Annotated in this window: 21 protein-coding genes and 2 pseudogenes; 8 read left to right on the plus strand and 15 right to left on the minus strand. The window is 73.8% G+C overall.

Annotated features, from left to right (window positions below):
- Positions 1-24 precede the first annotated feature (24 nt).
- Positions 25-495: a DUF2505 domain-containing protein gene (locus JOF54_RS03510; protein ID WP_210053034.1), complete on the plus strand. Its 471-nt coding sequence runs from the start codon at positions 25-27 to the stop codon at positions 493-495.
- 13 nt (positions 496-508) lie between these two features.
- Positions 509-1,555 carry a magnesium and cobalt transport protein CorA gene (locus JOF54_RS03515; protein WP_307803800.1) on the plus strand — a complete coding sequence of 349 codons (1,047 nt, stop codon included), beginning with the start codon at positions 509-511 and terminating at the stop codon, positions 1,553-1,555.
- An 82-nt stretch (positions 1,556-1,637) separates the two neighbouring features.
- On the opposite strand, the gene ku is transcribed toward JOF54_RS03515, so the two are convergent.
- The 3 genes from ku to JOF54_RS03530 all read right to left on the minus strand — a co-directional run bounded on the left by ku (position 1,638) and on the right by JOF54_RS03530 (position 4,738).
- Complete coding sequence (gene ku, locus JOF54_RS03520; RefSeq protein ID WP_210053036.1) at positions 1,638-2,444, minus strand: non-homologous end joining protein Ku; 807 nt, start codon at positions 2,442-2,444, stop codon at positions 1,638-1,640.
- A gap of 111 nt (positions 2,445-2,555) precedes the next feature.
- Complete coding sequence (locus tag JOF54_RS03525) at positions 2,556-3,020, minus strand: DUF6912 family protein (protein ID WP_372443506.1); 465 nt, start codon at positions 3,018-3,020, stop codon at positions 2,556-2,558.
- Complete coding sequence (locus JOF54_RS03530) at positions 3,020-4,738, minus strand: wax ester/triacylglycerol synthase family O-acyltransferase (RefSeq protein ID WP_210053040.1); 1,719 nt, start codon at positions 4,736-4,738, stop codon at positions 3,020-3,022. The genes JOF54_RS03525 and JOF54_RS03530 overlap by 1 nt, the downstream gene beginning before the upstream one ends.
- Positions 4,739-4,890: 152 nt before the next feature.
- Here JOF54_RS03530 and JOF54_RS03535 point away from each other — a divergent pair, with 152 nt between their 5' ends.
- From JOF54_RS03535 to JOF54_RS03545, 3 genes are all read left to right on the plus strand, one after another.
- On the plus strand, positions 4,891-5,367 hold the full coding sequence (locus JOF54_RS03535; RefSeq protein ID WP_210059761.1) for a hypothetical protein: 477 nt from the start codon (positions 4,891-4,893) through the stop codon (positions 5,365-5,367).
- Between the two features lie 8 nt (positions 5,368-5,375).
- Positions 5,376-6,686 carry a hypothetical protein gene (locus JOF54_RS03540; RefSeq protein ID WP_307803802.1) on the plus strand — a complete coding sequence of 437 codons (1,311 nt, stop codon included), beginning with the start codon at positions 5,376-5,378 and terminating at the stop codon, positions 6,684-6,686.
- A 65-nt stretch (positions 6,687-6,751) separates the two neighbouring features.
- Positions 6,752-7,507: a GntR family transcriptional regulator gene (locus JOF54_RS03545; protein ID WP_210053042.1), complete on the plus strand. Its 756-nt coding sequence runs from the start codon at positions 6,752-6,754 to the stop codon at positions 7,505-7,507.
- Between the two features lie 39 nt (positions 7,508-7,546).
- Here JOF54_RS03545 and JOF54_RS03550 read toward each other — a convergent pair whose 3' ends face one another.
- Both JOF54_RS03550 and JOF54_RS03555 read right to left on the minus strand, forming a co-directional pair.
- Entirely contained in the window at positions 7,547-8,038 is a 492-nt protein-coding gene (locus tag JOF54_RS03550) for a phosphoribosyltransferase (protein WP_210053044.1), read from the minus strand.
- 115 nt (positions 8,039-8,153) lie between these two features.
- On the minus strand, positions 8,154-8,654 hold the full coding sequence (locus tag JOF54_RS03555) for an Rv3235 family protein (protein ID WP_210053046.1): 501 nt from the start codon (positions 8,652-8,654) through the stop codon (positions 8,154-8,156).
- Between the two features lie 143 nt (positions 8,655-8,797).
- On the opposite strand from JOF54_RS03555, the pseudogene JOF54_RS22120 reads away from it, so the two are divergent.
- A pseudogene (locus JOF54_RS22120) lies at positions 8,798-8,974 on the plus strand (DUF5995 family protein); the annotation flags it as partial.
- Between the two features lie 25 nt (positions 8,975-8,999).
- Positions 9,000-9,533, plus strand: a pseudogene (locus tag JOF54_RS03560) (DUF5995 family protein); the annotation flags it as partial.
- A gap of 101 nt (positions 9,534-9,634) precedes the next feature.
- Here JOF54_RS03560 and secA read toward each other — a convergent pair.
- The gene (secA, locus tag JOF54_RS03565) at positions 9,635-12,556 is read right to left on the minus strand and encodes a preprotein translocase subunit SecA (protein WP_210053050.1); all 2,922 of its coding nucleotides are present in this window, start codon (positions 12,554-12,556) and stop codon (positions 9,635-9,637) included.
- A 195-nt stretch (positions 12,557-12,751) separates the two neighbouring features.
- Entirely contained in the window at positions 12,752-13,975 is a 1,224-nt protein-coding gene (locus JOF54_RS03570) for a winged helix-turn-helix domain-containing protein (RefSeq protein WP_210053053.1), read from the minus strand.
- Positions 13,976-14,337: 362 nt separating this feature from the next.
- Between JOF54_RS03570 and JOF54_RS03575 the strand changes: the two genes are divergently transcribed.
- On the plus strand, positions 14,338-15,294 hold the full coding sequence (locus tag JOF54_RS03575) for a nucleoside hydrolase (RefSeq protein ID WP_210053055.1): 957 nt from the start codon (positions 14,338-14,340) through the stop codon (positions 15,292-15,294).
- 66 nt (positions 15,295-15,360) lie between these two features.
- Here the strand turns inward: JOF54_RS03575 and hpf are convergent, their stop codons facing one another.
- The 8 genes from hpf to JOF54_RS03615 all read right to left on the minus strand — a co-directional run bounded on the left by hpf (position 15,361) and on the right by JOF54_RS03615 (position 23,965).
- Positions 15,361-15,996: a ribosome hibernation-promoting factor, HPF/YfiA family gene (gene hpf / locus JOF54_RS03580; RefSeq protein WP_210053057.1), complete on the minus strand. Its 636-nt coding sequence runs from the start codon at positions 15,994-15,996 to the stop codon at positions 15,361-15,363.
- A 251-nt stretch (positions 15,997-16,247) separates the two neighbouring features.
- Positions 16,248-17,006: a ComF family protein gene (locus JOF54_RS21740; RefSeq protein ID WP_210053060.1), complete on the minus strand. Its 759-nt coding sequence runs from the start codon at positions 17,004-17,006 to the stop codon at positions 16,248-16,250.
- A gap of 63 nt (positions 17,007-17,069) precedes the next feature.
- Positions 17,070-18,845 carry an LpqB family beta-propeller domain-containing protein gene (locus JOF54_RS03590; protein WP_210053062.1) on the minus strand — a complete coding sequence of 592 codons (1,776 nt, stop codon included), beginning with the start codon at positions 18,843-18,845 and terminating at the stop codon, positions 17,070-17,072.
- Positions 18,842-20,575, minus strand: coding sequence for an MtrAB system histidine kinase MtrB (mtrB, locus tag JOF54_RS03595; RefSeq protein WP_210053064.1), 1,734 nt, complete (start codon positions 20,573-20,575; stop codon positions 18,842-18,844). Before mtrB ends, JOF54_RS03590 begins: the two co-directional genes overlap by 4 nt.
- A gap of 32 nt (positions 20,576-20,607) precedes the next feature.
- Positions 20,608-21,330: an MtrAB system response regulator MtrA gene (mtrA, locus tag JOF54_RS03600; protein WP_307803805.1), complete on the minus strand. Its 723-nt coding sequence runs from the start codon at positions 21,328-21,330 to the stop codon at positions 20,608-20,610.
- A 142-nt stretch (positions 21,331-21,472) separates the two neighbouring features.
- Complete coding sequence (locus JOF54_RS03605; RefSeq protein ID WP_210053066.1) at positions 21,473-22,042, minus strand: YqgE/AlgH family protein; 570 nt, start codon at positions 22,040-22,042, stop codon at positions 21,473-21,475.
- A complete protein-coding gene (locus JOF54_RS03610) occupies positions 22,039-22,539 on the minus strand; it encodes a VanZ family protein (RefSeq protein ID WP_210053068.1) in 501 nt (166 codons plus the stop codon). The genes JOF54_RS03605 and JOF54_RS03610 overlap by 4 nt, the downstream gene beginning before the upstream one ends.
- Positions 22,532-23,965 (minus strand): NAD-dependent malic enzyme, encoded by a 1,434-nt coding sequence (locus JOF54_RS03615; protein WP_307803807.1) that lies wholly within the window; start codon positions 23,963-23,965, stop codon positions 22,532-22,534. The genes JOF54_RS03610 and JOF54_RS03615 overlap by 8 nt, the downstream gene beginning before the upstream one ends.
- Positions 23,966-24,103: the final 138 nt, after the last annotated feature.

Here is a 24,103-nt window from a genome sequence, read left to right on the forward strand (position 1 = left end):
GGGGTCGCTGCCATCATGGGGCGCATGGACATCACCACGCGCCTCGAGTTCGCGGCCGCCCCGCCCGAGGTCTACGCCATGCTGACCGACGCCCAGTACCTCGACGAGGTGTGCCGGGCCACGGAGTCGACCAGCTACGACGTCGACGTCGAGGGCTCCACCACCCGCACCACCCGCTCCTTCCCGGCGCCGGACGCGGTGGCCCGCTTCGTGGGCGGCACGCTGACGGTGAGCGAGCAGACGGTCTGGGGCGCGGCCGGACCCGACGGCGCCCGCACCGGGGACCTCGAGATGACGGTCAAGGGCCAGCCCGTGAGCATGAAGGGCCGGCTGTCGCTGGCCCCCAGCGGCGCCGGCACCGTCGTCCAGCTGACCGGGGACCTCAAGGTCTCCATCCCGCTGCTGGGCAAGAAGCTGGAGCAGTCGTCCGCGCCCGCCGTGCTGGCCGGTTTCGGCAAGCAGCAGGAGGTCGGCAGCCGCTGGCTGGCCCGATGACGGGACCGCTGGCGTGAGCGCGGTCCAGGCCGACGGCCCCCTGCACGGGGTGGTGGACAACGCCGTCTACGTCGGGGGCCGGCGCACCGACACCCCCGTCGACCTGGAGTCGACCTTCGCGCTGATGCGGGAGCGGCAGGGGATGGCCTGGATCGGGCTCTACCGGCCTTCGGCCGAGGACATCCGCTCCGTCGCCGCCGAGTTCGACGTGCACCCGCTGGCCGTCGAGGACGCCATCGCCGCGCACCAGCGCCCGAAGCTGGAGCGCTACGGGGACCTGCTGTTCGCCGTGCTCCGGCCCGCCCGCTACCTCGACGCCGTCGAGAAGGTGGAGTTCGGCGAGCTGCACGTCTTCCTCGGGGCCGACTTCGTCGTCACCATCCGACACGCCGAGTCCCCCGACCTCGCCACGGTGCGGCACCGGCTGGAGGCCAGCCCGGAGCTGCTGGCGCTGGGGCCCGAGGCCGTGCTCTACGCGATCCTCGACCAGGTCGTCGACGAGTACGCCCCCGTCGTCGCCGGCCTGGAGAACGACGTCGACGAGATCGAGGACCAGCTCTTCAACAACGACCCGTCGGTGTCGCGCCGCATCTACGAGCTGAGCCGGGAGGTCATCGCCTTCCAGCGCGCCACCCGGCCGCTGCTGGAGATGCTGACCTCGCTCAAGGGCGGCTTCGCCCACCGCGAGGTCGACGTCGAGCTGCAGCGCCTGCTGCGCGACGTCGCCGACCACGTCATCCGGATCGCCGAGCGCGCCGACGGCTTCCGCACGCTGCTGCAGAACGCGCTGACCGTGCACAGCACGCTGGTCGGCCAGCAGCAGAACGAGGAGATGCGGGCCCTCACCCAGACCAGCCTCAACCAGAACGAGGAGGTCAAGCGCATCTCCGGCTGGGCGGCGATCCTCTTCGCCCCCACCCTGGTCGGCGGCATCTACGGGATGAACTTCGACCACATGCCCGAGCTGCACTGGCGCTACGGCTACCCGCTGGCGCTGCTGGCCATGCTGGCCATGGGCCTGACCCTCTACCTCGTCTTCAAGCGCAAGCGCTGGCTCTAGCCGCGGTGAGCGCGCGAGTGCTGAGGAACCGCACGTCCGGGGCTCCCGGGACGACGGGTTCTCAGCACTCGCCGCTCAGGCGTCAGCCGGTCTTGGCCTGGGCGGCGGCCTCGCGACGCTTCTTGGCCGCGTCGACCGACGCGCGCAGGGCGGCGACCAGGTCGACGACCTCGGCCTCCTTGGGCGCCTCGGTCTCCTCGGGCGGGGCGACGCCCTCGGCCTTGCTCTGCACCAGGGCCTCGACGGCCTCGCGGTAGGAGTCGGTGAAGTCCTCGGGGGCGAAGTCGCCGGAGAGGGCGTCGATGAAGGACTGGGCCATCGTCACCTCGGCGTCGGAGACGGTGACGCTGTCCGGCGGCGCGGCGAAGGAGCCGTCGCGCAGCTCGTCGGGCCAGAGCATCGTGTGCATGACGAGGACGCCGTCCTTGGGCCGGATCAGCGCCAGGGCCTCCCGCGAGCGCAGCGCGACCTTGACCACCGCGCACTGCTGGCTCTTGCTCAGCGCGTCGCGCAGCAGCACGTACGGCTTGACGCCGGGGCCGTCGGCCTGCAGGAAGTAGCTCTTGTTGAAGTAGGCCGGGTCGACCTCGTCCTCGTCGACGAACTGCACGACCTCCACCGACTTGGTGGTGGCCAGCGGCAGCTGGTCCATGTCGTCCTTGTCCAGGACGACCATCCGGCCGTCGGCCATCTCGTACCCCTTGGCGATGTCGCCGTAGGGCACCTCCTCGCCGTCCAGCTCGCAGACGCGCTTGTACTTGATCCGTCCGCCGTCCTCGGCGTGCACCTGCCGGAAGCTGATGTCCTTCTCCTCCGTGGCGGAGTACAGCTTCACCGGGATGGTGACGAGCCCGAAGGAGATGGCTCCCTTCCAGATGGAACGTGGCATGGGCTCAGTCTGCCCGATCCCGCCGCCGGGGGAACCGCCCCTGGCCAGGGGAGTTGCGGCGGGACGGCGCCCGGGCCGCTCCGGGGCCGCCGGAGGACTCAGCCGGAGGGCTCAGCCGAGAGCGTCCAGCTCTTCCGGGGCGAACCACAGCAGGTCGTGCGCGTCGGCGAGCGCGGCGACGGCGGGCAGGTCATAGGCCTGCTCCAGGGCGACGCCGGAGGCGGCCCCGGCGGCGGCGCGGACGGCCGGACCGGCGACCTCCTCGTCGGCGAACAGGGACCGGACCTGGGCCCAGGTCAGGCCCGTCACCTCGACCTCGCCGGACGGCCCGCGGTGGTCGGCCACCTGCGCGTCGGCCACCTCGGCGGCGAGGACGAGCCGCCGCTCCCCCACCAGGCCGTCGAGCGCGGCCACGCCGGCGGCGTTCAGGGCGGCGTAGTCGCCCTCCTCGTCGTCGGGCGTCAGGTCCAGGGCCCGGCGCAGCGACGCGGTGGCGGCGTGCCCGGCCAGGGCCGACGGCGTGTCGCCGTCGCGCAGGGCCGCCGCGCGGGTGTGCGGGAGCGGGACGTAGACCATCACGGGGTGACCTCCGGGTCGTCGGGGAGCACGGGCGGCGGGGCTGTCGGGCGGGGCCGGGGTGGACGGGGTCCGGGGCCGCCGGCGGGCCGCTCGGCGCGCCCGGCGGCACCCAGCTCGGCGGCGCGGGCGGCCAGCAGCCGGACGGCGGCCCGGCGCTGGCCGGCGACCCGGCGGGAGGCCTCCTGGCGCTGGGCGGCCTTGCGCGCGGCGGCCCGCTGCGCGGCCGCGGAAGCCTTGCGGGTCGGCTGCCGCACCACCGAGCCCCGGCCGGCGGTGGTGTCCAGCAGCTCGTCGAGGCTGTCGGCGACGCAGCCGGCGAGCACGTCGAGGTCGCGGACGGCGTCCCGGTCGGCGAGCAGGCCGACGAACACCTCGCCGTCGTAGGAGGTGACGCCGATGCTCAGCAGGTGGCCCGCCGCCAGCGGCAGCAGCGGGTAGCTGGCGACCAGCCGCGCCCCGTCTGCGGCCAGCGCGTGCTGCGGCCCGGGCCCGTTGGTGACCAGCAGGTCGCTGGGCCGGCGACCGGCGGTCAGCGACGCCCGGACCCCCAGCGCGTGCAGCGTGCTGGGGGCGAAGCCCGCCAGGTCGGCGAGCGAGCGGGCGGCCACGGAGCGGCCCGTGTCCTTGTGGGCACGGGTGCCGTAGGCGACCTGGTGCAGCCGGACCAGCGGGTTGGCCTCGCCGATCGGCAGCCGCTGGCGGTGCGGGGCGACGCCGCTGCCGAGGGCGCTCGGCTCGCCGCCGTCGTCGGTGACGCTCATCGGCACCAGCGCCGTCAGCCCGCTGCTGCCGCTCAGCGACTCCCCACGGGTCAGCAGCCAGGCCCGCAGCGCGCCGGTGAGCACGGCCAGGACGACGTCGTTGACGGTGTGCCCGTGCTCGTCGCGGACCGCGCGCAGGTCGGCGAGCGGCAGCGCGACGGTGGCCACCCGGCGCTGCTCCGACACCTCGCCCGCGAGGAGTCCGGACGGGTCGGGCCGCCGCCCCCGCAGCGCGTCGCCGGCGATGCCGCCCACCAGCCCCGGGACGCCGCCGACGGTCTCGCCGACGGCCAGCGCCACCCCGAGGGCGTCGGCGAGCGCCCCGCGGAGGTTGTCGACCGCCTGCACGGGATCGGTGACGTTCTCCCAGATCGCCCCGACGGCCAGCTCGGCCGGCGTCGGCGCGGGCTCGGGGTGCCAACTGCTCCCGCCGGCGCCGGAGCGCAGCGCCGGCAGCCGGTCGTCCGTCCCGCCGGCGCCGGCCACCGGGTCGAAGAGCAGCTGGTCGAGGGCGACGGTGTCGACGCCGTCGACCAGGGCCAGCGAGGTCTTGGTCACCAGGGCCACCCGGCCGTCCGCCAGGCCCTCCACCAGGTAGAGCTCCCACAGCGGGCGGGAGCGGTCGAGCCGTCGGGCCAGCACCCGGCCGGCGAGCTCGCGCAGCTGCTCCTCGGTGCCCGGCCGCGGCAGGGCGGCGCGGCGGACGTGGAAGGCGAGGTCGAAGTCCTCGTCGTCGACCCAGACGGGGCCGGCCAGCCGGGCGGGCACCGACCGGACGCGCTGCCGGTAGCGGGGGGCGAGGGCGATCCGCTGGCCGACGAGGGCGAGCAGCCGCTCGTGGTCGAACCCGGCCGACCCGGGTTCCAGGACGTCGACACCGCCGACGTGCCCCGGCGTCCGCGCGGTGTCCAGGGCCAGCACCGAGACCTCGAGCGGTGTCAGGCGCTGCGGCACGCGTCGCCCCTCTCCTCCGTCGGGCTCCTCGGCGGATCCGGTGCTCACCGTAGCGTGGCGCGGCCCGCCGACGGCCCGCGAGGGACGGCCGCGCCGGCTCCCGCACGTACGGTGGGAGGGACGACTCCCCCACCCGAGAGCGAGAGCAGCACGTGAGCAGCACCCAGCCGAACCGCCGTCCCGGCGCCCCGACCTCGGCCCGACGGCCCTCCCACCGGGCGGCGGCCCTGCTGGCCGCGGCCCTGCTCGGCCTGGGCCTGAGCGCCTGCACCAGCAGCGCGGAGCCGGCCGGCCCGGCGACCTCGGCCCCGGCGGGCGGCGCCAGCAGCGCGGCGTCGACCCCGGCCGCGCCGGCCGCGGACGCGCTGACGGTCGACATCACCATCGCCGGCGGCGACGTGACGCCGAACGGTCAGAAGCTGGACGTCGCGGTGGGCCAGGAGGTCGTCCTCAACGTCACCTCCGACGAGGACGACGAGATCCACGCGCACACCGGCGGCGACGGCTACGAGCTCGAGGTGGAGGCCGGGCAGCCGGCCACCGGCAGCTTCACCCTGGGCAGCGCCGGCAGCTTCGAGGTCGAGTCGCACCACCTCGAGAAGGTCATCGTCGTCCTCAACGCGCGCTGAGCCGCGCCGTGCTCATCCCCCTCCACGGCATCGCGTCCCGGCACGACCTGCCGCTGCCGTTCTCCTACGTGGTGACGGGGGCGGCGCTGGCCCTGGCCGTCTCGTTCGTGGTGCTCCTGCTGGCCTGGCGGCGCCCCCGGTTCACCCGGGTGGGCGGCGTCGAGCTGCCCCGGCTGACCCGCGTCGTCGACGCCCCGGTCACCCGGGTGGTGGCCCAGGTCGTCGTGCTGGCGGCGTACGCCTGGGCCGCGCTGGCCCTGATGGCCGGGCAGGACCTGCTGACCAACCCCGTGTTCGGGTTCGTCTACGTCTGGGTGTGGGTGGGCCTGATCCCTGTCTCGCTGCTGCTGGGCCAGTTCTGGCGGGCGACCAACCCGCTGCGGACCGTGCACCGGCTGCTGTGCGCGCTCGCCCGGGTCGACCCCGAGGTCGGCCTGCTCCCGCTGCCCCGGCGGCTGGGGGTGTGGCCCGCGGCGCTCGGGCTCTTCGCCTTCACCTGGCTGGAGCTGGTGCAGCCCGACCGCACCACGCTGGCCGTCCTGCGGGTCTGGGCGCTGGCCTGGTTCGTCCTGCTGGTCCTCGGCGCGATCCTGTTCGGCGCCCGGTGGATCGGCGCCGCCGACCCCTTCGAGGCCTACGCCCGCAGCGTCGCTCAGCTCTCGCCGTGGCGGCGGGTCGGCGACACGCTGCGGCTGGTCAACCCGCTCGCCGGGCTGACGGCGTGGCGGCCGCCGCCCGGTGCGGTGGGGGTGGTCGCCGCCCTGCTGGGCAGCACGGCCTTCGACAGCTTCGCCAACACGTCCTGGTGGATCTCGACGGTGCAGAGCTCCGACGTCGTGACGGTGGTCTGGGCGACCGGGGGGCTCGCCGTGATGATCCTCGTCGTGCTCGTCACCTTCGCCCTCGCGGCCGCCTGGATGGGCCGCTACGGCGACCGGCCCGCCCGCGAGTACCCCCGGCTGATGGCCGGCTCCGTGGTGCCCATCGTCATCGGCTACGCCGTCGCCCACTACCTGACGCTGCTGGTCAGCGAGGGCCAGCGGACGGCGATCCTGTGGTCCGACCCGCTGGGCCGCGGCTGGGACGTCTTCGGCTCGGCCGGGATGGGCGTGAACAACGCGATCTTCGCCCACCCGACGGCCATCGCCGTCGTCCAGGCCGGAGCGATCGTCCTCGGCCACGTCGTCGGCATCGTCTGCGCGCACGAGAAGGCGGTGGCCCTGCTGCCCGAGCGGGCGGCGCTGCGCGGCCAGTGGCCGATGCTCGTGATGATGGTGGGCTACACCTGCGCCGGCCTGCTGCTGCTCTTCTCGCCCTGAGCCCGTCGCCGGGAGGCATGTGCGGACAACCGGACCAGCCCCGGGCCGGGACCTATGCTGCGGGGATGAGCGAGGCCCCCGTCATGCGCGAGCTCGACATCACGCTGGACCGCAACTCCCCGGTGCCGCTCTACCACCAGCTGTCCCAGGCCATCGAGCACGCGATCAGCACGGGCCTGCTCGCCCCGGGCGACCGGTTGGAGAACGAGCTGTCGCTGACGCACCGGCTGGGGCTGTCCCGGCCGACGGCGCGGCAGGCGATCCAGGAGCTCGTGAAGAAGGGCCTGCTGGTCCGCAAGCGCGGCGTCGGCACCCAGGTCGTCCGCTCCCAGTTCCGCCGTGACGAGCGGCTCAGCAGCCTCAACGAGGACCTGGCCCAGGCGGGTCGTCGGCCCGGCACCCGGCTGCTCGAGCTCAGCGTCGGGGAGCTGGACGCCGACGTGCACGCCGCCATCGACGCCGTGGAGGTCACCGACCGGCCGTTCACCAAGATCCGCCGCCTGCGGCTGGCCGACGACGTCCCGCTGGCCATCCTCACCAACTACCTGCCGGCGCACCTGCAGATCGACGAGGCCGAGCTGCAGCGCCGCGGCCTCTACGCCTGCCTGCGCGGGCTCGGCATCAACCTCAAGATCGCCCACCAGCGCATCTCAGCCCGGCTGATGACCGAGGAGGAGGCCGAGCTGCTGGACGTCGAGACGCCGGCGGCCTGCCTCACGGTGGACCGGCTGGCCTACGACGACGTCGGCCAGTTCGTCGAGTTCGGGCGGCACGTCTACCACGCCGCGCACTACTCGATCCAGAGCTCGCTCGTCGTCTGAGCGCGCCCCGCGCCCCCGCGCCCGGTCGGCGGGGACGGGTCAGGCGTCGCGGACGCCGCTGCGCCGGACCACCGGCTCCTCGGTCGACCAGGGGAAGTTGATCCACCGGTCGGTGCGCCGCCACGCGAAGTCGGCCTTGATGATCGAGTGCGGCTTCTCGTAGAGGACCGCCGTCCGCGCCTCGGCGACGTGCCCGCCGCAGAAGTCGTTGACCAGCTCGAGGGTCTTGCCGGTGTCGGCCACGTCGTCGACGACGAGCACCTTGGCCTGGTCGAGGTCGCGGGCGTCGAGGAACGGCGGCAGCATCACCGGGACGTCCAGCCGGGCGTCGACGCCGGTGTAGAACTCCACGCTGATGGTGAAGAGGTTCTTGCAGTCGAGGGCGTAGGCCAGCGCGCCGGCCGGCACCAGGCCCCCGCGGGCGATGCCCAGCAGGATGTCGGGCTCGAAGTCGCTGTCGGCGACCTGCTGGGCGAGCTCCCGGATGCCCTGGCCGAACAGCTCGTAGGTCAAGATCTCCCGCGTCGTCATGCCGCCCCCTCGTGTCCCGTGGTCGACGGAGCCGTTGCGCCGACGGCCTCATCATCGCGGTCCGGGCGCCGCCCGCTCGCCCCCACCCCCGCCCGCGGACACCGGCGGACGGCCCTCAGCGGAGTGGGGCCAGCTCCAGCGCCGTCCCCAGCCAGCGGCCCTGCCGGGACTCCAGCCGCAGGGCGACCGGCACCGGGCGGTCGTCCAGGCGGCCGTGCACCGTCACCTCGGCCACCCCCGGCGCCGGCTGCTGCACGCGCACCGAGCGGAGCGCCGGGGTGGGGGCGGTCTGACCGGCCCGCCGGCGCGGGGCCCGGCCGGTCAGGACGGCCAGCACGTCGGCCTCCAGCCACCGGCTGAGCTGGGCCACGGACCGCCGGCCCGCCAGCACCTCCAGCACGGTGACGGCGAGCGCCGCGCTCCAGGCGTGCGGGTCGGGCAGGCCGGACGGGAGCGCCGGGGGCTCCGGACCGCCGACGACCACCGCGACGAGCGGGCGGAGGTCCAGCGCCGGCTGGGCGTGCGGAGCCCCCAGCAGGGGCGCCGGCCAGGGCCGGGGCGCGGGCCGGCTCTCCGGGACGGCGGTGACGAGGGGGCGGGTCAGGGTGAGCGGCACGAGAGCTCCTCGGCTGGTCGGGACGACGAGGGGTCCAGCCTGACGCCCAGGCGGGCGTCCGGACCGGGTGCGGAGCACATCTGTGGACGACGGCCCGGGTCCGCTGCCGTCCGCGGGCTTGGGCCCGGGGGAAGACTGGCGCGGTGAGCACCGCCACCACCGAGGACCTGCTGGCCGCGCTCGACGCCCGGCTCGCCCGGCTGCCCGCCGACCAGGCGCACCTCGCGACCTTCCTCGGCACGTACCGGCGCACGACGGCGGCGGTCGGGGCCGCCGTCGGCCGCGGGCTGTTCGAGGACCCGGACTGGGTGCTGCACTGGACCGACGTCTTCGGCCCGCTACTGCACCGACGCCGTCGACGCCCACCTGGCCGGCGGCGTCGTGCCCCGACCGTGGCGGCTGGCGTTCGCCGTCGCCCCGGAGGTGCACCCGCTGGGCCACCTGCTGGTGGGGATCAGCACGCACATCAACTACGACCTGCCGCAGGCGATGCTGGACGTCATCTCCGACGAGGACTTCGCCGACGCCGAGGTGCTGGCGGCCCGGGTGCGCGACCACGACCGGGTCGACGACGTGCTGGCCGCACGGGTGGCGGCGGAGGACGCGGCCCTGGGCGGCGCCCGGCGGGTCGTCGACCGGGTGCTGACCCCTGCCAACCGGTGGGCGTCGCGGAGCTTCCTGGCCGAGTCGCGCCGCAAGGTGTGGGACAACGTCCTCGCGCTGCAGGCCGCCCGTTCCTCGGGCCCCGAGACCTACCGGCGCCGGCTGGCCGAGCTGGAGGTGCTGGCGTCGGCGAAGGTGGTCGACGTCCTCACCCCGGGCCTGGTGCTCCCCCGGCTCGCGGTGGCCGGCTTCGGCGTCCGGCTGCCCCCGGCCTGACGGAGCCGCCGACCCTGGGGACGACGACGCCGCCGGCCCTGGCGCGCGGGTGGCGACGTCAGGACCGGCGGCGAGGTGTCGGCCGGCTCAGCGGGTGAGGATCAGGCCGAGCGGCCGTGGCAGAGCTTGAACTTCTTGCCCGAGCCGCAGGGGCACGGGGCGTTGCGGCCGACGCCGGCGTACTCGTCGGTCGCCGCGGCCGTCTGGTCCACGGTCTTGACCGAGCCGTCCTCGTCCGGGGCGGAGTAGCTGAGCCGGCGGGCGCCGCCGTCCAGGCCCTTCGCCCGGACCTGCGGCCGGGACACGGGCTCGGACTCCACGGCCACGAGCTCCTCGGCCTCCTCCGGCACCTCCTCGCCGTCGACGGCGTGCACCGCCACGCCGAAGTCGTCCGGGTCGGGGCCCGACTCGACGAGCGGCCCGTGCTCGTCGTAGTCCTCGGCCGCGCCGTTGCGCGACGCGCCGTTGCCGGACCCGTTCCCGCGGGCGCCGACCTGGACCGCGCGGCCGTCGCCACCGGTGACGACACCGACGGCGGGAGCCTGCTCGACCTCCACCTCGAGGTGGAACACGAAGCCGACGACCTCCTCCATGAAGGCGGCCATCATCGTGTTGAACATGTCACCGCCCTCGCGCTGGTACTCCACGAGCGGGTCGCGCTGGGCCATGGCCCGCAGCCCGATGCCCTCGCGCAGGTAGTCCATCTCGTAGAGGTGCTCGCGCCACTTGCGGTCCAGCACGGTGAGCAGCACGCGGCGCTCCAGCTCGCGCATGACGTCGGCGCCGAGGGTCTCCTCGCGCCGGTCGTACGCGGCCTGGGCGTCGGCCTTGAAGTCCTCCGCCAGGGTGGCGCGGTCGAGGTCGTCGCGCTCCTCGTACTCCTCCCGCGACAGGGTGACCGGGTAGAGCGTGCTCATGTTGGTCCAGAGCTGCTCGAGGTCCCAGTCCTCGGCGAAGCCCTCGGTGGCGGCGTTGACGTACTGCTCCACGACGGTGTCGACGGTGGCGCGAAGCCGGCCCTCGACGTCGGCGCCCTCGAGCACCTTGCGGCGGTCGCCGTAGACGGCGTGCCGCTGGCGGTTCATCACGTCGTCGTACTTGAGGATGTTCTTGCGGATCTCGAAGTTCTGCGACTCGACCTGGCCCTGCGCGCTGGCGATGGAGGCCGAGACGCGCTTGTTCTCGATCGGCTGGTCGTCGGGCATCTTGAGCGCCTGCAGCACCCACTCGACGATGTCGGACTTGAACAGCCGCATCAGGTCGTCGCCGAGGGAGAGGTAGAAGCGGCTCTCGCCCGGGTCGCCCTGACGGCCGGAGCGGCCGCGCAGCTGGTTGTCGATGCGGCGCGACTCGTGCCGCTCGGAGCCGACGACGTACAGGCCGCCGGCGGCCACGACCTCCTCGTGCTCGTCCGCGCTCGACTGCTCGAACTCGGCCAGCACCTCGGGGTAGCGCGCCTCGTACTCCTCGGCGTGCTCGACCGGGTCGACGCCCTGCGACCGCAGCTGGTGGTCGGCCTGGAACTCGGGGTTGCCGCCCAGGATGATGTCGGTACCGCGACCCGCCATGTTGGTCGCCACGGTGACGGCGCCCTTGCGGCCCGCCATCGCGATGATCGCCGCCTCGCGCTCGTGCTGCTTCGCGTTCAGCACCTCGTGCGGGACGCCGGCCTTCTTCAGCAGCGTGGAGAGGATCTCCGACTTCGCCACCGAGGCGGTGCCGATGAGGACCGGCTGGCCCTGCTCGTGCCGCTCGGCCACGTCGGCGACGACCGCGTCGAACTTGGCCTCCTCGGTGCGGTAGATCAGGTCGCGCTGGTCGATGCGGACCATGTCCCGGTTGGTGGGGATCGGCACCACGCCGAGGCCGTAGATCTTCTGGAACTCACTGGCCTCGGTCATCGCCGTGCCGGTCATGCCCGAGAGCTTCTCGTACATGCGGAAGTAGTTCTGCAGGGTGATGGTGGCGAGCGTCTGGTACTCGTCGCGGATCTGCACCCGCTCCTTGGCCTCGATCGCCTGGTGCAGTCCCTCGTTGTACCGCCGGCCGACGAGGCTGCGCCCGGTGTGCTCGTCGACGATCAGCACCTCGCCGTCCACGACGACGTAGTCGCGGTCGTTCTTGAAGAGCTCCTTGGCCTTGATCGCGTTGTTCAGGTAGGAGATCAGCGGGGTGTTGGCCGACTCGTAGAGGTTGTCGATGCCCAGCCGGTCCTCGACGACGTCGATGCCGTTCTCGTTGATCGCGACGGTGCGCTTCTTCTCGTCCACCTCGTAGTGCTCGTCGCGGCGCAGGCGGCCGACGAGCTTGGCGAACTCCGGGTACCAGCGGTGCGAGTCCTCGGCCGGGCCGGAGATGATCAGCGGCGTCCGGGCCTCGTCGATGAGGATCGAGTCGACCTCGTCGACGATCGCGAAGTGGTGCTCGCGCTGGACGCAGTCGTCCAGGGTCAGCGCCATGTTGTCGCGCAGGTAGTCGAAGCCGAACTCGTTGTTCGTGCCGTAGGTGATGTCGGCCGCGTAGGCCACCCGCCGCTCGGCCGGGGTCATCTGCGACAGGATCGCGCCGACCTCCAGACCCAGGAAGTGGTGGATGCGGCCCATCTGCTCCGACTGGAACTTGGCCAGGTAGTCGTTCACGGTGATGACGTGCACGCCGCGGCCGGTCAGCGCGTTGAGGTAGGACGGCAGCGTCGCCACCAGCGTCTTGCCCTCACCGGTCTTCATCTCGGCGATGTTGCCGAGGTGCAGCGCCGCGCCACCCATCAGCTGCACGTCGAAGTGCCGCTTGCCCAGCACCCGCTTGCCGGCCTCCCGCACGGTCGCGAAGGCCTCGGGCATCAGCTGCTCGAGCGTCTCGCCCTTCTCCAGCCGCTCCTTGAACTCCGCGGTCTGACCGCGGAGCTCGTCGTCGCTCATCGCGACGAAGTCGTCCTCGATCGCGTTGACCTGCTCGGCAATGCCCTTCAGCCTCTTGAGGGTCTTGCCCTCGCCGAAGCGCAGCATCCTGTCCATCAAAGCCACGGAACTGGCTCCCTCACCTCGTCGTCACCCACATGCACGCTCAGCGCCGTCCGGTCGTTCCCGGACCCGCTCGCCCGCGGTCTCCCCCTCGACCGCTCCGGGGCAGGACCCCTGGGGAGCAGACGCACCGACCCATCGTAGGCCAGAGCCACGGCGGCCACCCCGACCGCGAGCGCCGCGGCCGCCGCGCCGTGCTCAGCCCGCCTGCCGCAGGGCCGGACCCAGCAGGTCCGCGAGGTCCCCGACCGCAGGCGCGGCGACGCCGCCCAGACCGAGCCAGCCGGCCAGCGCCACCAGCTCGGCGGCCAGCTCCTCGGCCACCTCCGGCGTGCCCTGCCCCGGCTCGGCCCAGGCCCCGTGGACGCGGAGCACCCCGGCGGCCCGGTCGGCCTTGAGGTCCACCCGGGCGACGAAGGCGTCGTCGAGGAGGAACGGGTAGACGTAGTAGCCGTGCACCCGCTTCGCCTGCGGCACGTAGATCTCGATGCGGTAGCGGAAGCCGAACAGCTCCTCCAGCCGGGCCCGCTCGAAGACCATCGAGTCGAACGGGCTGAGCAGCGCCCGGGCCCGGACCCGGCGGGGCACCCGAGCCTCGTGCCACAGGTACAGCGGACGACCGGTCCCGCCGCGCACCGTCACCGGCAGCAGCCGGCCCTCCTCGACCAGCTCGGCCACCGCTTGCCGCGTCATCTCCGGCCGGGTGCGGAAGTAGTCGCGCAGGCTCAGCTCGCTGGCCACGCCGAGGGCCTGCGCCGCCCGGGCGACCAGGCCGCGCACCGACTCCTCGGGCGTGGGCGTCGGCCGGGCCAGCACGGCAGCTGGCAGCACCCGCTCGGGCAGGTCGTAGACCCGCTCGAACTGGCTGTTGCGCCACGCCGAGGTGACCTCGCCGCAGTAGAACAACCACTCCAGCACCGTCTTCACCGAGGACCAGTTCCACCCCCACTGGCTGCGGTCCCGCTCCTCGGCCACCTCCAGCTGGCGCGCGCTGACCGGCCCCCGGTCGGCGACCTGCTGCCGGACGTGCTCGACGAGGCCGGGCTGCTCCCGCGCCGCGCGCTCCACGTTCGACCAGACGTCGCGGTAGGCCGCCTGCGCCCGGAACCGGAGCAGCGGCTGGAGGTTCACGTCGAGCAGGCTCGCCGCGTGCCCCCAGTACTCGTAGAGCCGGCGCGGGGCGCGGTGCGCCGCCCGTTCCAGCAGCGTCGTGTCGTAGCCGCCCAGCCGGGAGTACAGCGGCACGAAGTGCGCCCGGGTGACGACGTTGACGGAGTCGATCTGGAACTGGCCCAGCCGGGTGGTGACGGCCTGGACGTCGCGCACCCCCACCGGCCGCTCCGGGCGCGGGACCGCCAGCCCCTGCGCCGCCACGGCGACACGGCGGGCCTCGGCGGCGGTGAGGGTCTCGCGGACGGCCATGACGCGACGGTAGCGGGAGGGACTGACAGGTTTGTCTGCCCTCGCTCCGCTCGGACGCGGACCGCGCGCTGGCCCGCCGCTTTCGTCGTCGCCCGCGAACGAAAGAACGTGTTCGCGGGCTCCTCCTCAACGCGGCGGCGCGCGGTCCGTTCTGATGGCCCTCGCTCCGCTCGGGCTGCGGACCGCGCTCTAGCCCGCCGTGTTCGTCGTCGCGGGCAGACGGAGAAGCGTGTCTGCCCGCTCCTCCTCATCACGGCGGCGCGCGGTCCGGGTGCCCCTCGAGATGGAGCGCCCCCTCCCACCGGCTCCCCCGTCCCCGGCTCCCGTTCCCCGCAGGGCGCGTCGCGCGGGATGCTGAGGTGGTGCCCCCTCCTCTCCAGCTCCCGGTCGTCCCGCGGATGCGCGTCGTGGTCGACAACGACTTCTCCGGCGACCCGGACGGGCTGGTGCAGCTGGCGCACCACGCGCTGTCGCCGTCGGTGGACCTGCGCGGGGTGATCGGGTCGCACCTCAGCCCGGGCGACCCGTTCGACCCCTCCGACGCGACGGCCGACCACGCGGCCGCGGCGGCCCGGGAGGTGCTGGCGCTGGCCGGGCGGGAGGACGTGCCCGTGGTGGCCGGCAGCAACCGGGCACTGGTCGACGAGCGGACGCCGCGGCCGTCGGCGGGGGTCGAGCTGCTGCTGGCCGAGGCGCGGCGCACGGACACCGACCTGCCGCTCTACCTGGCCTGCGGGGCCGGGCTCACCGAGGTCGCGTCGGCCTGGCTGACGGACCCGGCGGCCCTGGAGCGGGCGACGCTGGTCTGGATCGGCGGTCCCGAGCACCCGGATCTGGCCGAGGCGCCGCCCGGGGCGTCGGAGGTCGAGTACAACCTGGCCATCGACCTGCGGGCGGCGCAGGTGGTCTTCGGCGCGTCGGCGGTCCCGGTCTGGCAGGTGCCCCGGGACCGCTACCGGCAGACGCTGGCCTCGGCCGCCGAGCTGCTCACCCGGGTCGCGCCGCACGGGGCGCTCGGCGCCCACCTGGCCGCGGCCGTGCTCGGCGTCGGGGAGCAGGCGGCCTCCCGCGGGGTGCTGCTCGGGGAGACCTACGCCCTCGGCGACAGCCCGCTGGTCCTGCTGACGGCGCTGCAGTCGGCCTTCCAGCCCGACCCGTCGTCCAGCCGGAGCGCCACCCGGCCGACCCCGCGGATCGACGGGCGGGGGCAGTACGTCGAGCGCCCCGACGGTCGGCCGCTGCGGGTGTTCACCGACCTCGACGTGCGGCTGATGCTCGAGGACCTGTACGCCAAGCTGCAGCTGCCCGCGGAGGCCTGAGCCGGTCCCCGGACGCGCCAGGACCCGCCGAGCGGTGCTCGACGGGCCCTGGCGGTCAGGTCGGGATCAGCTGCGGGCGTCCGCCAGCTCCTCGGCGGCGGTGAGCCGGATGACGCCGTAGTCGTAGGCGCGCCGCCGGTAGACGACGCTCGGCGTCTGGTGCTCGGAGTCGATGTAGAGGAAGAAGTCGTGGCCCACGAGCTCCATCTCCATCAGCGCCTGGTCCAGCGTCATCGGGACGGCCGCGTGGCTCTTCTCGCGGACCACCAGGGGTCCGTCCCCCTGCACCTCCATGCCGGCGACGGTGTGGCTGCCGTTGGTCTCGGCGTCCGCGTCGACCGCCTGCGGCTCGCCGACGTCCACGCCGCTCTTGAGCGACTGCGGCGCCCGCTGGCCGTGGTGGACGCGCTTGCGGTCCGCAGCCCGGCGCAGCTGGGCCATCAGCCGGTCCAGGGCGACGTCGAAGGCCGCCCCCTTCTCCTCGGCCGCGGCCTCGGCCCGGACGACGGGACCCTTGGTGCGCAGGGTGATCTCGACGCGGGCGGCCTGGTCGTGCTGTCGCTTGTTCCGCTCCGCCGACACCTCGACCTCGACCCGGATGACCCGGTCGTCGAGCTTCTCGAGGCGGTTGATCTTCTCGTCGACGTACGTCCGGAACTGGTCGGACACCGTGCAGTGCCGGCCTTTGACGACAACATCCATCAGATCCTCCATCGGTGGTGGTGGGCCCGCCCCGCGGAACTCAGGGACCGGGCCGGTGCACCAGGCCCGGGACCTCCGACCGGCTGCCGCCCCGATCGGCAGCGGTCGGGCGGAGCGGAGACGACAACGGCGCCGGCCGCGCCCGGACCCGGTGTTCCCGGGTCCGAGGGTGCTCGCGGTGGCGCCATGACGTGACGTTAGTCCTGCCTCCCGGCGGCCGGAAGGGCGGGGGTCGGACCTTCACGGACTTATCAGGGAGCCGGCCGCACCGAGCCGCCGACGCCGCCGGCGGACCCGTCCGGACGTCGGCGCGCCGGGCCGCGCGGGTCGGCCGCGGCCGCCACGGTGGCCGCGCCGAGGAGCACCAGGCCCGCCGCCTCGACCGCCCGGGCGGCCTCGGCCAGCGTCGCCCCGGTGGTCACCACGTCGTCGACGAGCACGACGACGGCACCGGGCGGCAGCGCCCTCCGAGGGCCGTGCCGCAGCCGGAGCGCGCCGTCGAGGTTGGCGCTGCGGGCGGCCGCCCCGAGCCCGGCCTGGTCCTGCACGCCGCGCCGCTGGGCGAGCAGCCGCCGGACGACCACCCGGTGCGCCGGCCGCAGCCGGCGGGCGGCGCCCCGGGCGAGCGTGGCGGTGGCGTCGTAACCGCGGCGTCGAACAGCGGCGGCCGCGGAGGGCACCGGCACCAGCACGACCGGACCCGTCCAGGCGCAGCCGCGGAGCAGCACGTGCACGGCGACGGCGAGCCGCCCGGCCAGCACCGGCGCCAGGCCGAGCGCCCCGTGGTCCTTGTGCGCGGTGACGAGGTGGCTGAGCAGCGCGTCGTAGGGGCAGCAGGCCACCGTCACCGGCCCGGTGCCGGTCGGCGCGAGCGCCGGTCGGGAAACGGTGAGCGCAGCCCGGCAACCCGGGCACAGACCCCAGCCCGGCTCACGGCAGCCCGGGCAGACCGCACCCAGCAGCAGGTCACCGGCGGCCGACCGACCGGCCCGCCACGCGTTCGTGCCCACCGGACCAGTCTCCGGCGCCGGGCGGGTGGCCGGGTGGACCGGCGGGCGATCTGTGGACGGCGGTCAGCCCGGGTAGGCGATCGCCTGGGTGTCGTCGAGGATCTCCAGCCACCGGTTGCCCTCGTCGCGGTACGCCGCCCCGTCGCGGGCCAGGACGAGCGTGATCGCCGTCTGGGTCCGCAGCAGCACCGCGAGCTCGACCGCCTCCCAGTCGCTGGTCTTAAGCTGGGTCTGCACCGTCGAGGCGTCCACGCTGACCGCGGTCTGGCCGTACGAGCCGTCCGCCCGGTCCGCGCCGAGCACCACGAGCTCGGTCGCGCTCGTCCACGCCAGGTCGCGGGCGTCGATCACCGCCGCGTCGGTCAGCGGGGAGTCCGTCTCGAGCAGCCGCCAGCCGTCGACCACCAGCTTCGGCGAGCGGACGACGCGCGCCGTCGCCAGCTGCGTCTTGCCGGCGGACTTCATGATGAGGGCCATCCGGGCCCCGTCGGGGGAGATGCGGAAGGCCACGACGCGGCCGTGGGAGAAGACGTCCGAGGCGCTGATCGCCCGGGTCTCGCCGTCCGGGTTCGTCACCCACATCCGCTGCTGACCGTTCTGCACGCCCACCGCGAACAGCTCGCCGGCCCGCGTGAACTGCGGCCGGAGCAGGCTGGTCACCCCGTCCAGGACGGTGGTCAGCCTCCCGCCCGTCACCGCGGTGCGGCGCAGCACCGTGTCCTCGTCGGTGACCACGGCGACCTCGGTGTTGGTCACGGTGGCGGCCAAGGAGGAGATGGAGTAACGGCCCTCGCCCAGCGGACCCGGGAAGGGGTCCATCGCGGGCACGTCGGTGTTGACGGTGACCTTCTGCAGGACGCTCTTCGGGCCGCGCACGGCGTAGAGCTGCTCGGACGGCACGAAGGGCACGGGGTTGAGCTCGCTGCTGATGCTCTCCAGGGGTACGGCCAGGTCGGTGGAGTCGCTCTGCGGGACGCGGAAGGGCTGACCTCCCACCTGCAGGAGCACCTTCTTGACCCCGGTCACCTGCTGCAGCGTGTAGACCAGCTGGGCGGCGAGGCTGGCCCGCTCCGGGTCGGTGGTGCGCTGGACCTCGTCGCTCAGCGGCACCTGCGCGACCCCGTTGACGATGGTCACCGAGTCGACGCTCAGCTTGGTGCCCGAGGGCACGGCGGTCTGGACCGCCGGGGAGAGCCAGTCGGACGGACCCGCCAGCAGTGCCTGCACGAGGGCCGAGGCGATGTTGCCCGGCGCCCGCAGGTCAGGGAGGTAGATGGGCTCGGGCACCAGGGCCCCGGTCCCGCCCGGGTAGTAGAGGTTGTAGCTCCGGTAGAGCCGCTCGAAGGAGCTGTCCCGGACGAGCAGACCGGGCAGCGGGTTCGAGATCCGCCACTCACCGCCCTCGCGCACCAGCTCGAAGGTGTAGTCCAGCGGGAGCTTGGCAGCCTTGAAGGTGTTCCTCTTGTCGAGACTGCCGACGCGCTGCCCCTGCAGGCGGACCGAGCCCTCGACGTCGGGGCGCTTGTTCGGCTTCACGGAGTAGATGACGACGCCCTGGTCGGTGGTCCACGTGCTGGCGGCGTCGCGGGTCAGGAACTGCCGCGCGACGGCATAGCCGGACTGGTAGTTGGCGTTGGCCCGGAGGAACCCCTCGACCACCTCGCGGCCGGTGTCCCCGGGGTACGGCGGGGCGACCTCGACGTTCACGCAGCTCTGGCAGGTGGGCTGCTGGCCCTCCACCTTGTCGACCGGACCCGAGGTCGGGATGCTGACGCAGCCGGTCAGGGCGGCCAGCAGCAGGACCAGGAGGAGCGCGGCCGGCCCGCGGCGGGTGCTCACGAACCGCTCCGGCCCTGGTCGGCGCCGGTGGAGGCGAGCGGGCCGCCCAGCACGAGGGTCTCGACGGTGCTGCTGTCCCCGACCTCGAGGGCACCGGTGGTGTCAGCCGACACCGCCTCAGCCTCGGCGCGGGCCGGGTCGCTGGGCCCGAGGTAGTCGCGGGGCACCATGGGCAGCGGGGAGCTCTGCAGGATGGTGCCGGCCTTCCGGGGCAGGGTGAGCCGGAACTGCGCGCCCTGGCCCGGCCGGCCCCAGGCCGTCAGCCAGCCGCCGTGCAGGTTGGCGTCCTCCATCGAGATCGACAGCCCGAGCCCGGTCCCGCCGACGGTGCGGGCCCGCGCCGGGTCGGCGCGCCAGAAGCGGTGGAACACCTGCTTGGCCTGGCTGGCCTCGAACCCGACGCCGTGGTCGCGGACGGCCACCGCGACAGCGTCGTCGTCGCTGGCGACCAGGATCTCGATCGGCTGCGTCTCCGCGTGCTCGATGGCGTTGACGAGCAGGTTCCGCAGGATGCGCTCGATCCGCCGGACGTCCACCTCCGCAGTGGCCTCCGCGGGCGCGAGGATCACGACCGTCGTCCGGTTCGCGGTGGCCAGCGGGGCGTTCGCCTCGACGACCCGGGCGACGACGTCGCGCAGGTCGACCGCGCTGAGCGCCAGCTCGGCGGCACCGGCGTCGAAGCGGGAGATCTCCAGCAGGTCAGTCAGCAGGGCCTCGAAGCGGTCCAGCTCGTTCTGCAGCAGCTCGGTGGAGCGGGCGGCGATGGGGTCGAAGTCCTCGCGTGCGTCGTGCAGCACCTCGGCGGCCATCCGCACGGTGGTCAGCGGGGTGCGCAGCTCGTGCGAGACGTCGGAGACGAAGCGCTGCTGGACAGCGGACAGCTCCTCGAGGGTGTTGATCTGCTTCTGCAGCTCGCTGGCCATGTAGTTCATCGAGACGGCCAGCCGGGCCAGGTCGTCGGTGCCGCGGACCTGCATCCGGTCGTGCAGGTTGCCCGACGCCAGGCTCTCCGCCGCCCGCCGGGCCGCCCGCACCGGCGTCACCACCTGCCGGCTGACCAGCGCGGCGATGAGGGTGAGCAGCACGATGAGGATCGCCCCCGTGGTGACGACCGCGTTCCGCAGCACCTGGAGCGTCTGCACCTCCTGGGTGAGCGGGAAGACCAGGTACATCTGGTAACGACCGGCGCCCGGCAGGGTGAGCGTCGCTCCGGCTGCGAGCCCGGGCTCGGGAGCCTCGTCGTCGAGGTAGACCACCTCGGTCGGGGTGATCAGCAGGTCGCTGCTCCGCTCCACCTGGCGCTGCAGGGCGGCCGGGATGCTCTCCCGGGCGACGGTGTCGGCCGAGAAGGTGAGCCCTCGGCCGAGGATCACCACCTCGTACTGGTTCGTCCCGCCCGTGCGGTTGGCGAAGCCGTCGGCCAGGTCGTACAGCAGCTTGTAGACGTCCGCCTCGTCACCGCTGAGGTTGGCGTTGTTCAGCGTCTGCTGCGCGCGGTCCACCGCCTGCCGAGCCTCGTTCTCCGCCACCTCCTGCTTGCTGCGCATCACCCCGGAGGTGGCCTGCTGCATGAGCAGGAACCCGCTGAGCACCAGCACCACGAGCGAGGCGACCAGCACCGAGGCGATCACCCGGAACGGCAGAGAACGCCACCACAGGGCGGCCGGCAGCCTCCACCAGGCCTCGGCGGGCTGACGGCTGGGGACGGCGGACGGACCCGGCGCGCTCACGCCGTCAGGCCGCCCTCGGGACGTGGGTCATCTCAGGCCCGGACGGTCTCGCCGGCCTTGTAGCCGATGCCGCGCACGGTGACGACGATCTCCGGGTGCTCCGGGTCGCGCTCGATCTTGGAGCGCAGCCGCTGCACGTGGACGTTGACCAAGCGGGTGTCGGCGGCGTGCCGGTAGCCCCAGACCTGCTCCAGCAGCACCTCGCGGCTGAAGACCTGCCAGGGCCGGCGGGCCAGCGCCAGCAGGAGGTCGAACTCCAGCGGCGTCAGCTGGATCGGCGTCCCGTCACGCTTGACCGAGTGGCCGTCAACGCTGATCGAGAGGTCGCCGATCTGCAGCGTCTCGGTCTCGGTCTCCTCGGGCGTGGGCACCCGGCGCAGCCGCGTCTTGATCCGGGCGACGAGCTCCTTGGCCTTGAAGGGCTTGGCCACGTAGTCGTCGGCCCCGGCCTCGAGGCCCTCGACGACGTCGATGGTGTCGGTCTTGGCCGTCAGCATGATGATCGGGACGCCGGAGTCCTGGCGGATGTCGCGGCACACGTCGACGCCGTCGCGGCCCGGCAGCATGAGGTCGAGCAGCACGAGGTCGGGCCGGGACTCGCGGAAGATGGCGAGAGCCTTGTCCCCGTAGGCGCACCAGATGGGCTCGTAGCCCTCGTTGCGCAGGACGATGGACAGCATCTCGGCGAGCGCCGCGTCGTCGTCCACCACGAGCACCCGGCTCCGCGTGCCCGTATTCCTGGCCGTTTCCGACACGATTTCCTGCCCTCCGTCTTACCGGCCGCGGCCGGTGCTTTCCCCGCGCGCCCTGATCTTATGCAATGGCTGTTCACCGGGTCACGGATCGGGCGGCGCGGCGGCTGCTCCCCACCCCCGTGAGGACGAGCGGGAGACCCGCTCAGTTCAGGTCCGGGTCCTCCACCCAGGTCGAGAAGAAGGCCGTCTCCCCCGGCTGACGGCGCAGCACCGTGCGCCACAGATCCAGCGGCCGACGGCCGAAGACGTCGTCGTAGCGGGCCTCGGCGAGGTGCCAGCGGCCCTGGGCGATCTCGGTCTGCAGCTGCCCGGCGGACCAGCCCGCGTAGCCCGCGAAGATCCGCAGGTCGCGGTAGGCGCCGGAGACGATCTCGATCGGCGTGTCGAGGTGCAGCAGCCCCACGGTGTCGAAGAGCGGCCGCCAGCCCGGGGGCTCCTCGCCGGGCTCGTCGACGCTGGCCAGGCAGATGGCCCCGTTGGGCGAGACGGGGCCGCCGTGGAACAGCAGCCGGGGCTCCGACACCGAGCCGACCCAGTCGGGCAGCACCGAGGCCAAGGGGGTCTGGGAGATCTCGTTGAGGATGACGCCGAGCGCGCCGTCCTCGTCGCAGTCCAGGACCAGCACCACGGTCTGGTCGAAGACGCCGTCGGAGATCAGCACGCTGGAGACCAGCAGGCTGCCGGGGCTCGGGCTGCCCGGGGGCCGCGTCACGTCGCCTCCGCCGGGGTCGGGCGTCGCCCGTCGCCGTGCCCCGCGCGGGACCGGCGCACCGCGCGGCGGAGCAGCGCCGTCGCGACCACCACGCCGAGGGCGATCCCGACGGCGTCGGCCAGCACGTCCCGCGGGTCGCCGCTGCGGCCGGTGTAGAAGAGGTGCTGCACGACCTCGCTGAGCACGGCGTGCGCGCCGAACACCGCCACGACCACCACCAGCGTCGGCCGCGACGGCGACCGGCCCTGCGCCAGGCGTCGCAGCCCCAGCGCCAGCACGAGCAGCCCGACCGGCAGCGCGAACCCGGCGGCGTGCTCCAGCTTGTCGGCGTTCGGGAACCAGCCCGGGGTGGGCGGGCCGGTCACCCGGTAGAGACCCCACAGCTGCGCCGCGACCGCGAGCCCGGCCAGCACGGCCACCACCCGCCAGCTCGACCCGGCCCGCGTCCCCCGGTCGGCCCCCACCCGGGAGCCGGCCCCCGTCCAACGGTCAGACATCGTCCTGGACGGCGACGTCGGGGTCGACGGGCAGCTCGGCGGGGCCGCCGGCGGCCCGCCGGACGGCGGTGGCGACGGCGGTGTGCACGTCGGCGTTGAAGACGCTGGGGGTGATGTAGGCGGCGTTCAGCTGGTCGTCGGTGACGACGCCGGCCAGCGCGCGGGCGGCGGCCAGCAGCATCGTCGTGGTGATCTCCTTCGACCGGGCGTCGATGAGGCCGCGGAACACCCCCGGGAAGGCGAGCACGTTGTTGATCTGGTTCGGGAAGTCCGAGCGGCCGGTGGCGACCACGGCGGCGTGCTTCATCGCCTCCATGGGGTCGACCTCGGGCTCGGGGTTGGCCAGGGCGAAGACGATCGCGTCGTCGGCCATCCCGGCGATGTCGTCGCCGGTCAGCAGGTTGGGCGCCGACACCCCGATGAAGACGTCGGCGCCGACGACGGCCTCGGTCAGCGAGCCGGTGACATCGAGGGCGTTGGTGTGCTCGGCCAGCCAGGCCAGCTCGCCGCTGAGCCCGGCGCGGCCGCGGTGGACGACGCCGTCGATGTCGGAGACGACGATGTGCTGCACGCCGGCGGCCAGCAGCAGCTTGATGATCGCGGTGCCGGCCGCGCCGGCCCCGGACATCACGACGCGGACCTCGGCGATGCTCTTGTCGACGACCCGGAGCGCGTTGTAGAGCGCGGCGAGCACGACGATGGCGGTGCCGTGCTGGTCGTCGTGGAAGACGGGGATGTCCAGCTGCTCGCGCAGCCGGGCCTCCACCTCGAAGCAGCGGGGCGCCGAGATGTCCTCGAGGTTGATGCCGGCGAAGCCGGGCGCGACGGCCTTGACCACGGCGACGATCTCGTCGACGTCCTGGGTGTCCAGGCACAGCGGCCAGGCGTCGATGTCGCCGAACCGCTTGAACAGCGCGGCCTTGCCCTCCATCACCGGCAGCGCGGCCTCCGGGCCGATGTTGCCCAGCCCGAGGACGGCCGACCCGTCGGTGACGACGGCGATCGAGTTCCGCTTGGAGGTCAGCCGGCGGGCGTCCTCCTTGTTCTTGGCGATCGCCAGGCACACCCGCGCGACACCCGGGGTGTAGACCATCGAGAGGTCGTCGCGGTTGCGGATCGGGTGCTTGGAGCGCATCTCGATCTTGCCGCCGAGGTGCATGAGGAAGGTGCGGTCGGAGACCTTGCCGATGGTGACGCCGGGCACGGCGCGCATGATCTCGACGAGCTCGTCGGCGTGGTCGGTGTCCCGCGCCGCGCAGGTCACGTCGATCTGCAGGCGCTCATGGCCGGACGCGGTGACGTCGAGGGCTGTGACGCTGCCACCCGCGCCTTCGACGGCCGAGGTCAGGGCGGAGACCGAGCCGCCGCCGGCGGGGACCTCCAGCCGCACCGTGATCGAGTACGAGACGGACGGGAGGGCGCTCACGCCCCGCATCCTCTCACGGTCCTCCCCGGACGCACCCCCCGTGACAGCACGGGACCGGCGTGGCCGCCCCGTACCTGCGGTGGGCCGGTCCTGACGCGACGAACAGCCCGACCCGGCGCCCGGACCGCGCGCCGCCGG

The organism is Microlunatus capsulatus, from assembly GCF_017876495.1.
Classification (GTDB): Bacteria; Actinomycetota; Actinomycetes; order Propionibacteriales; family Propionibacteriaceae; genus Microlunatus; species Microlunatus capsulatus.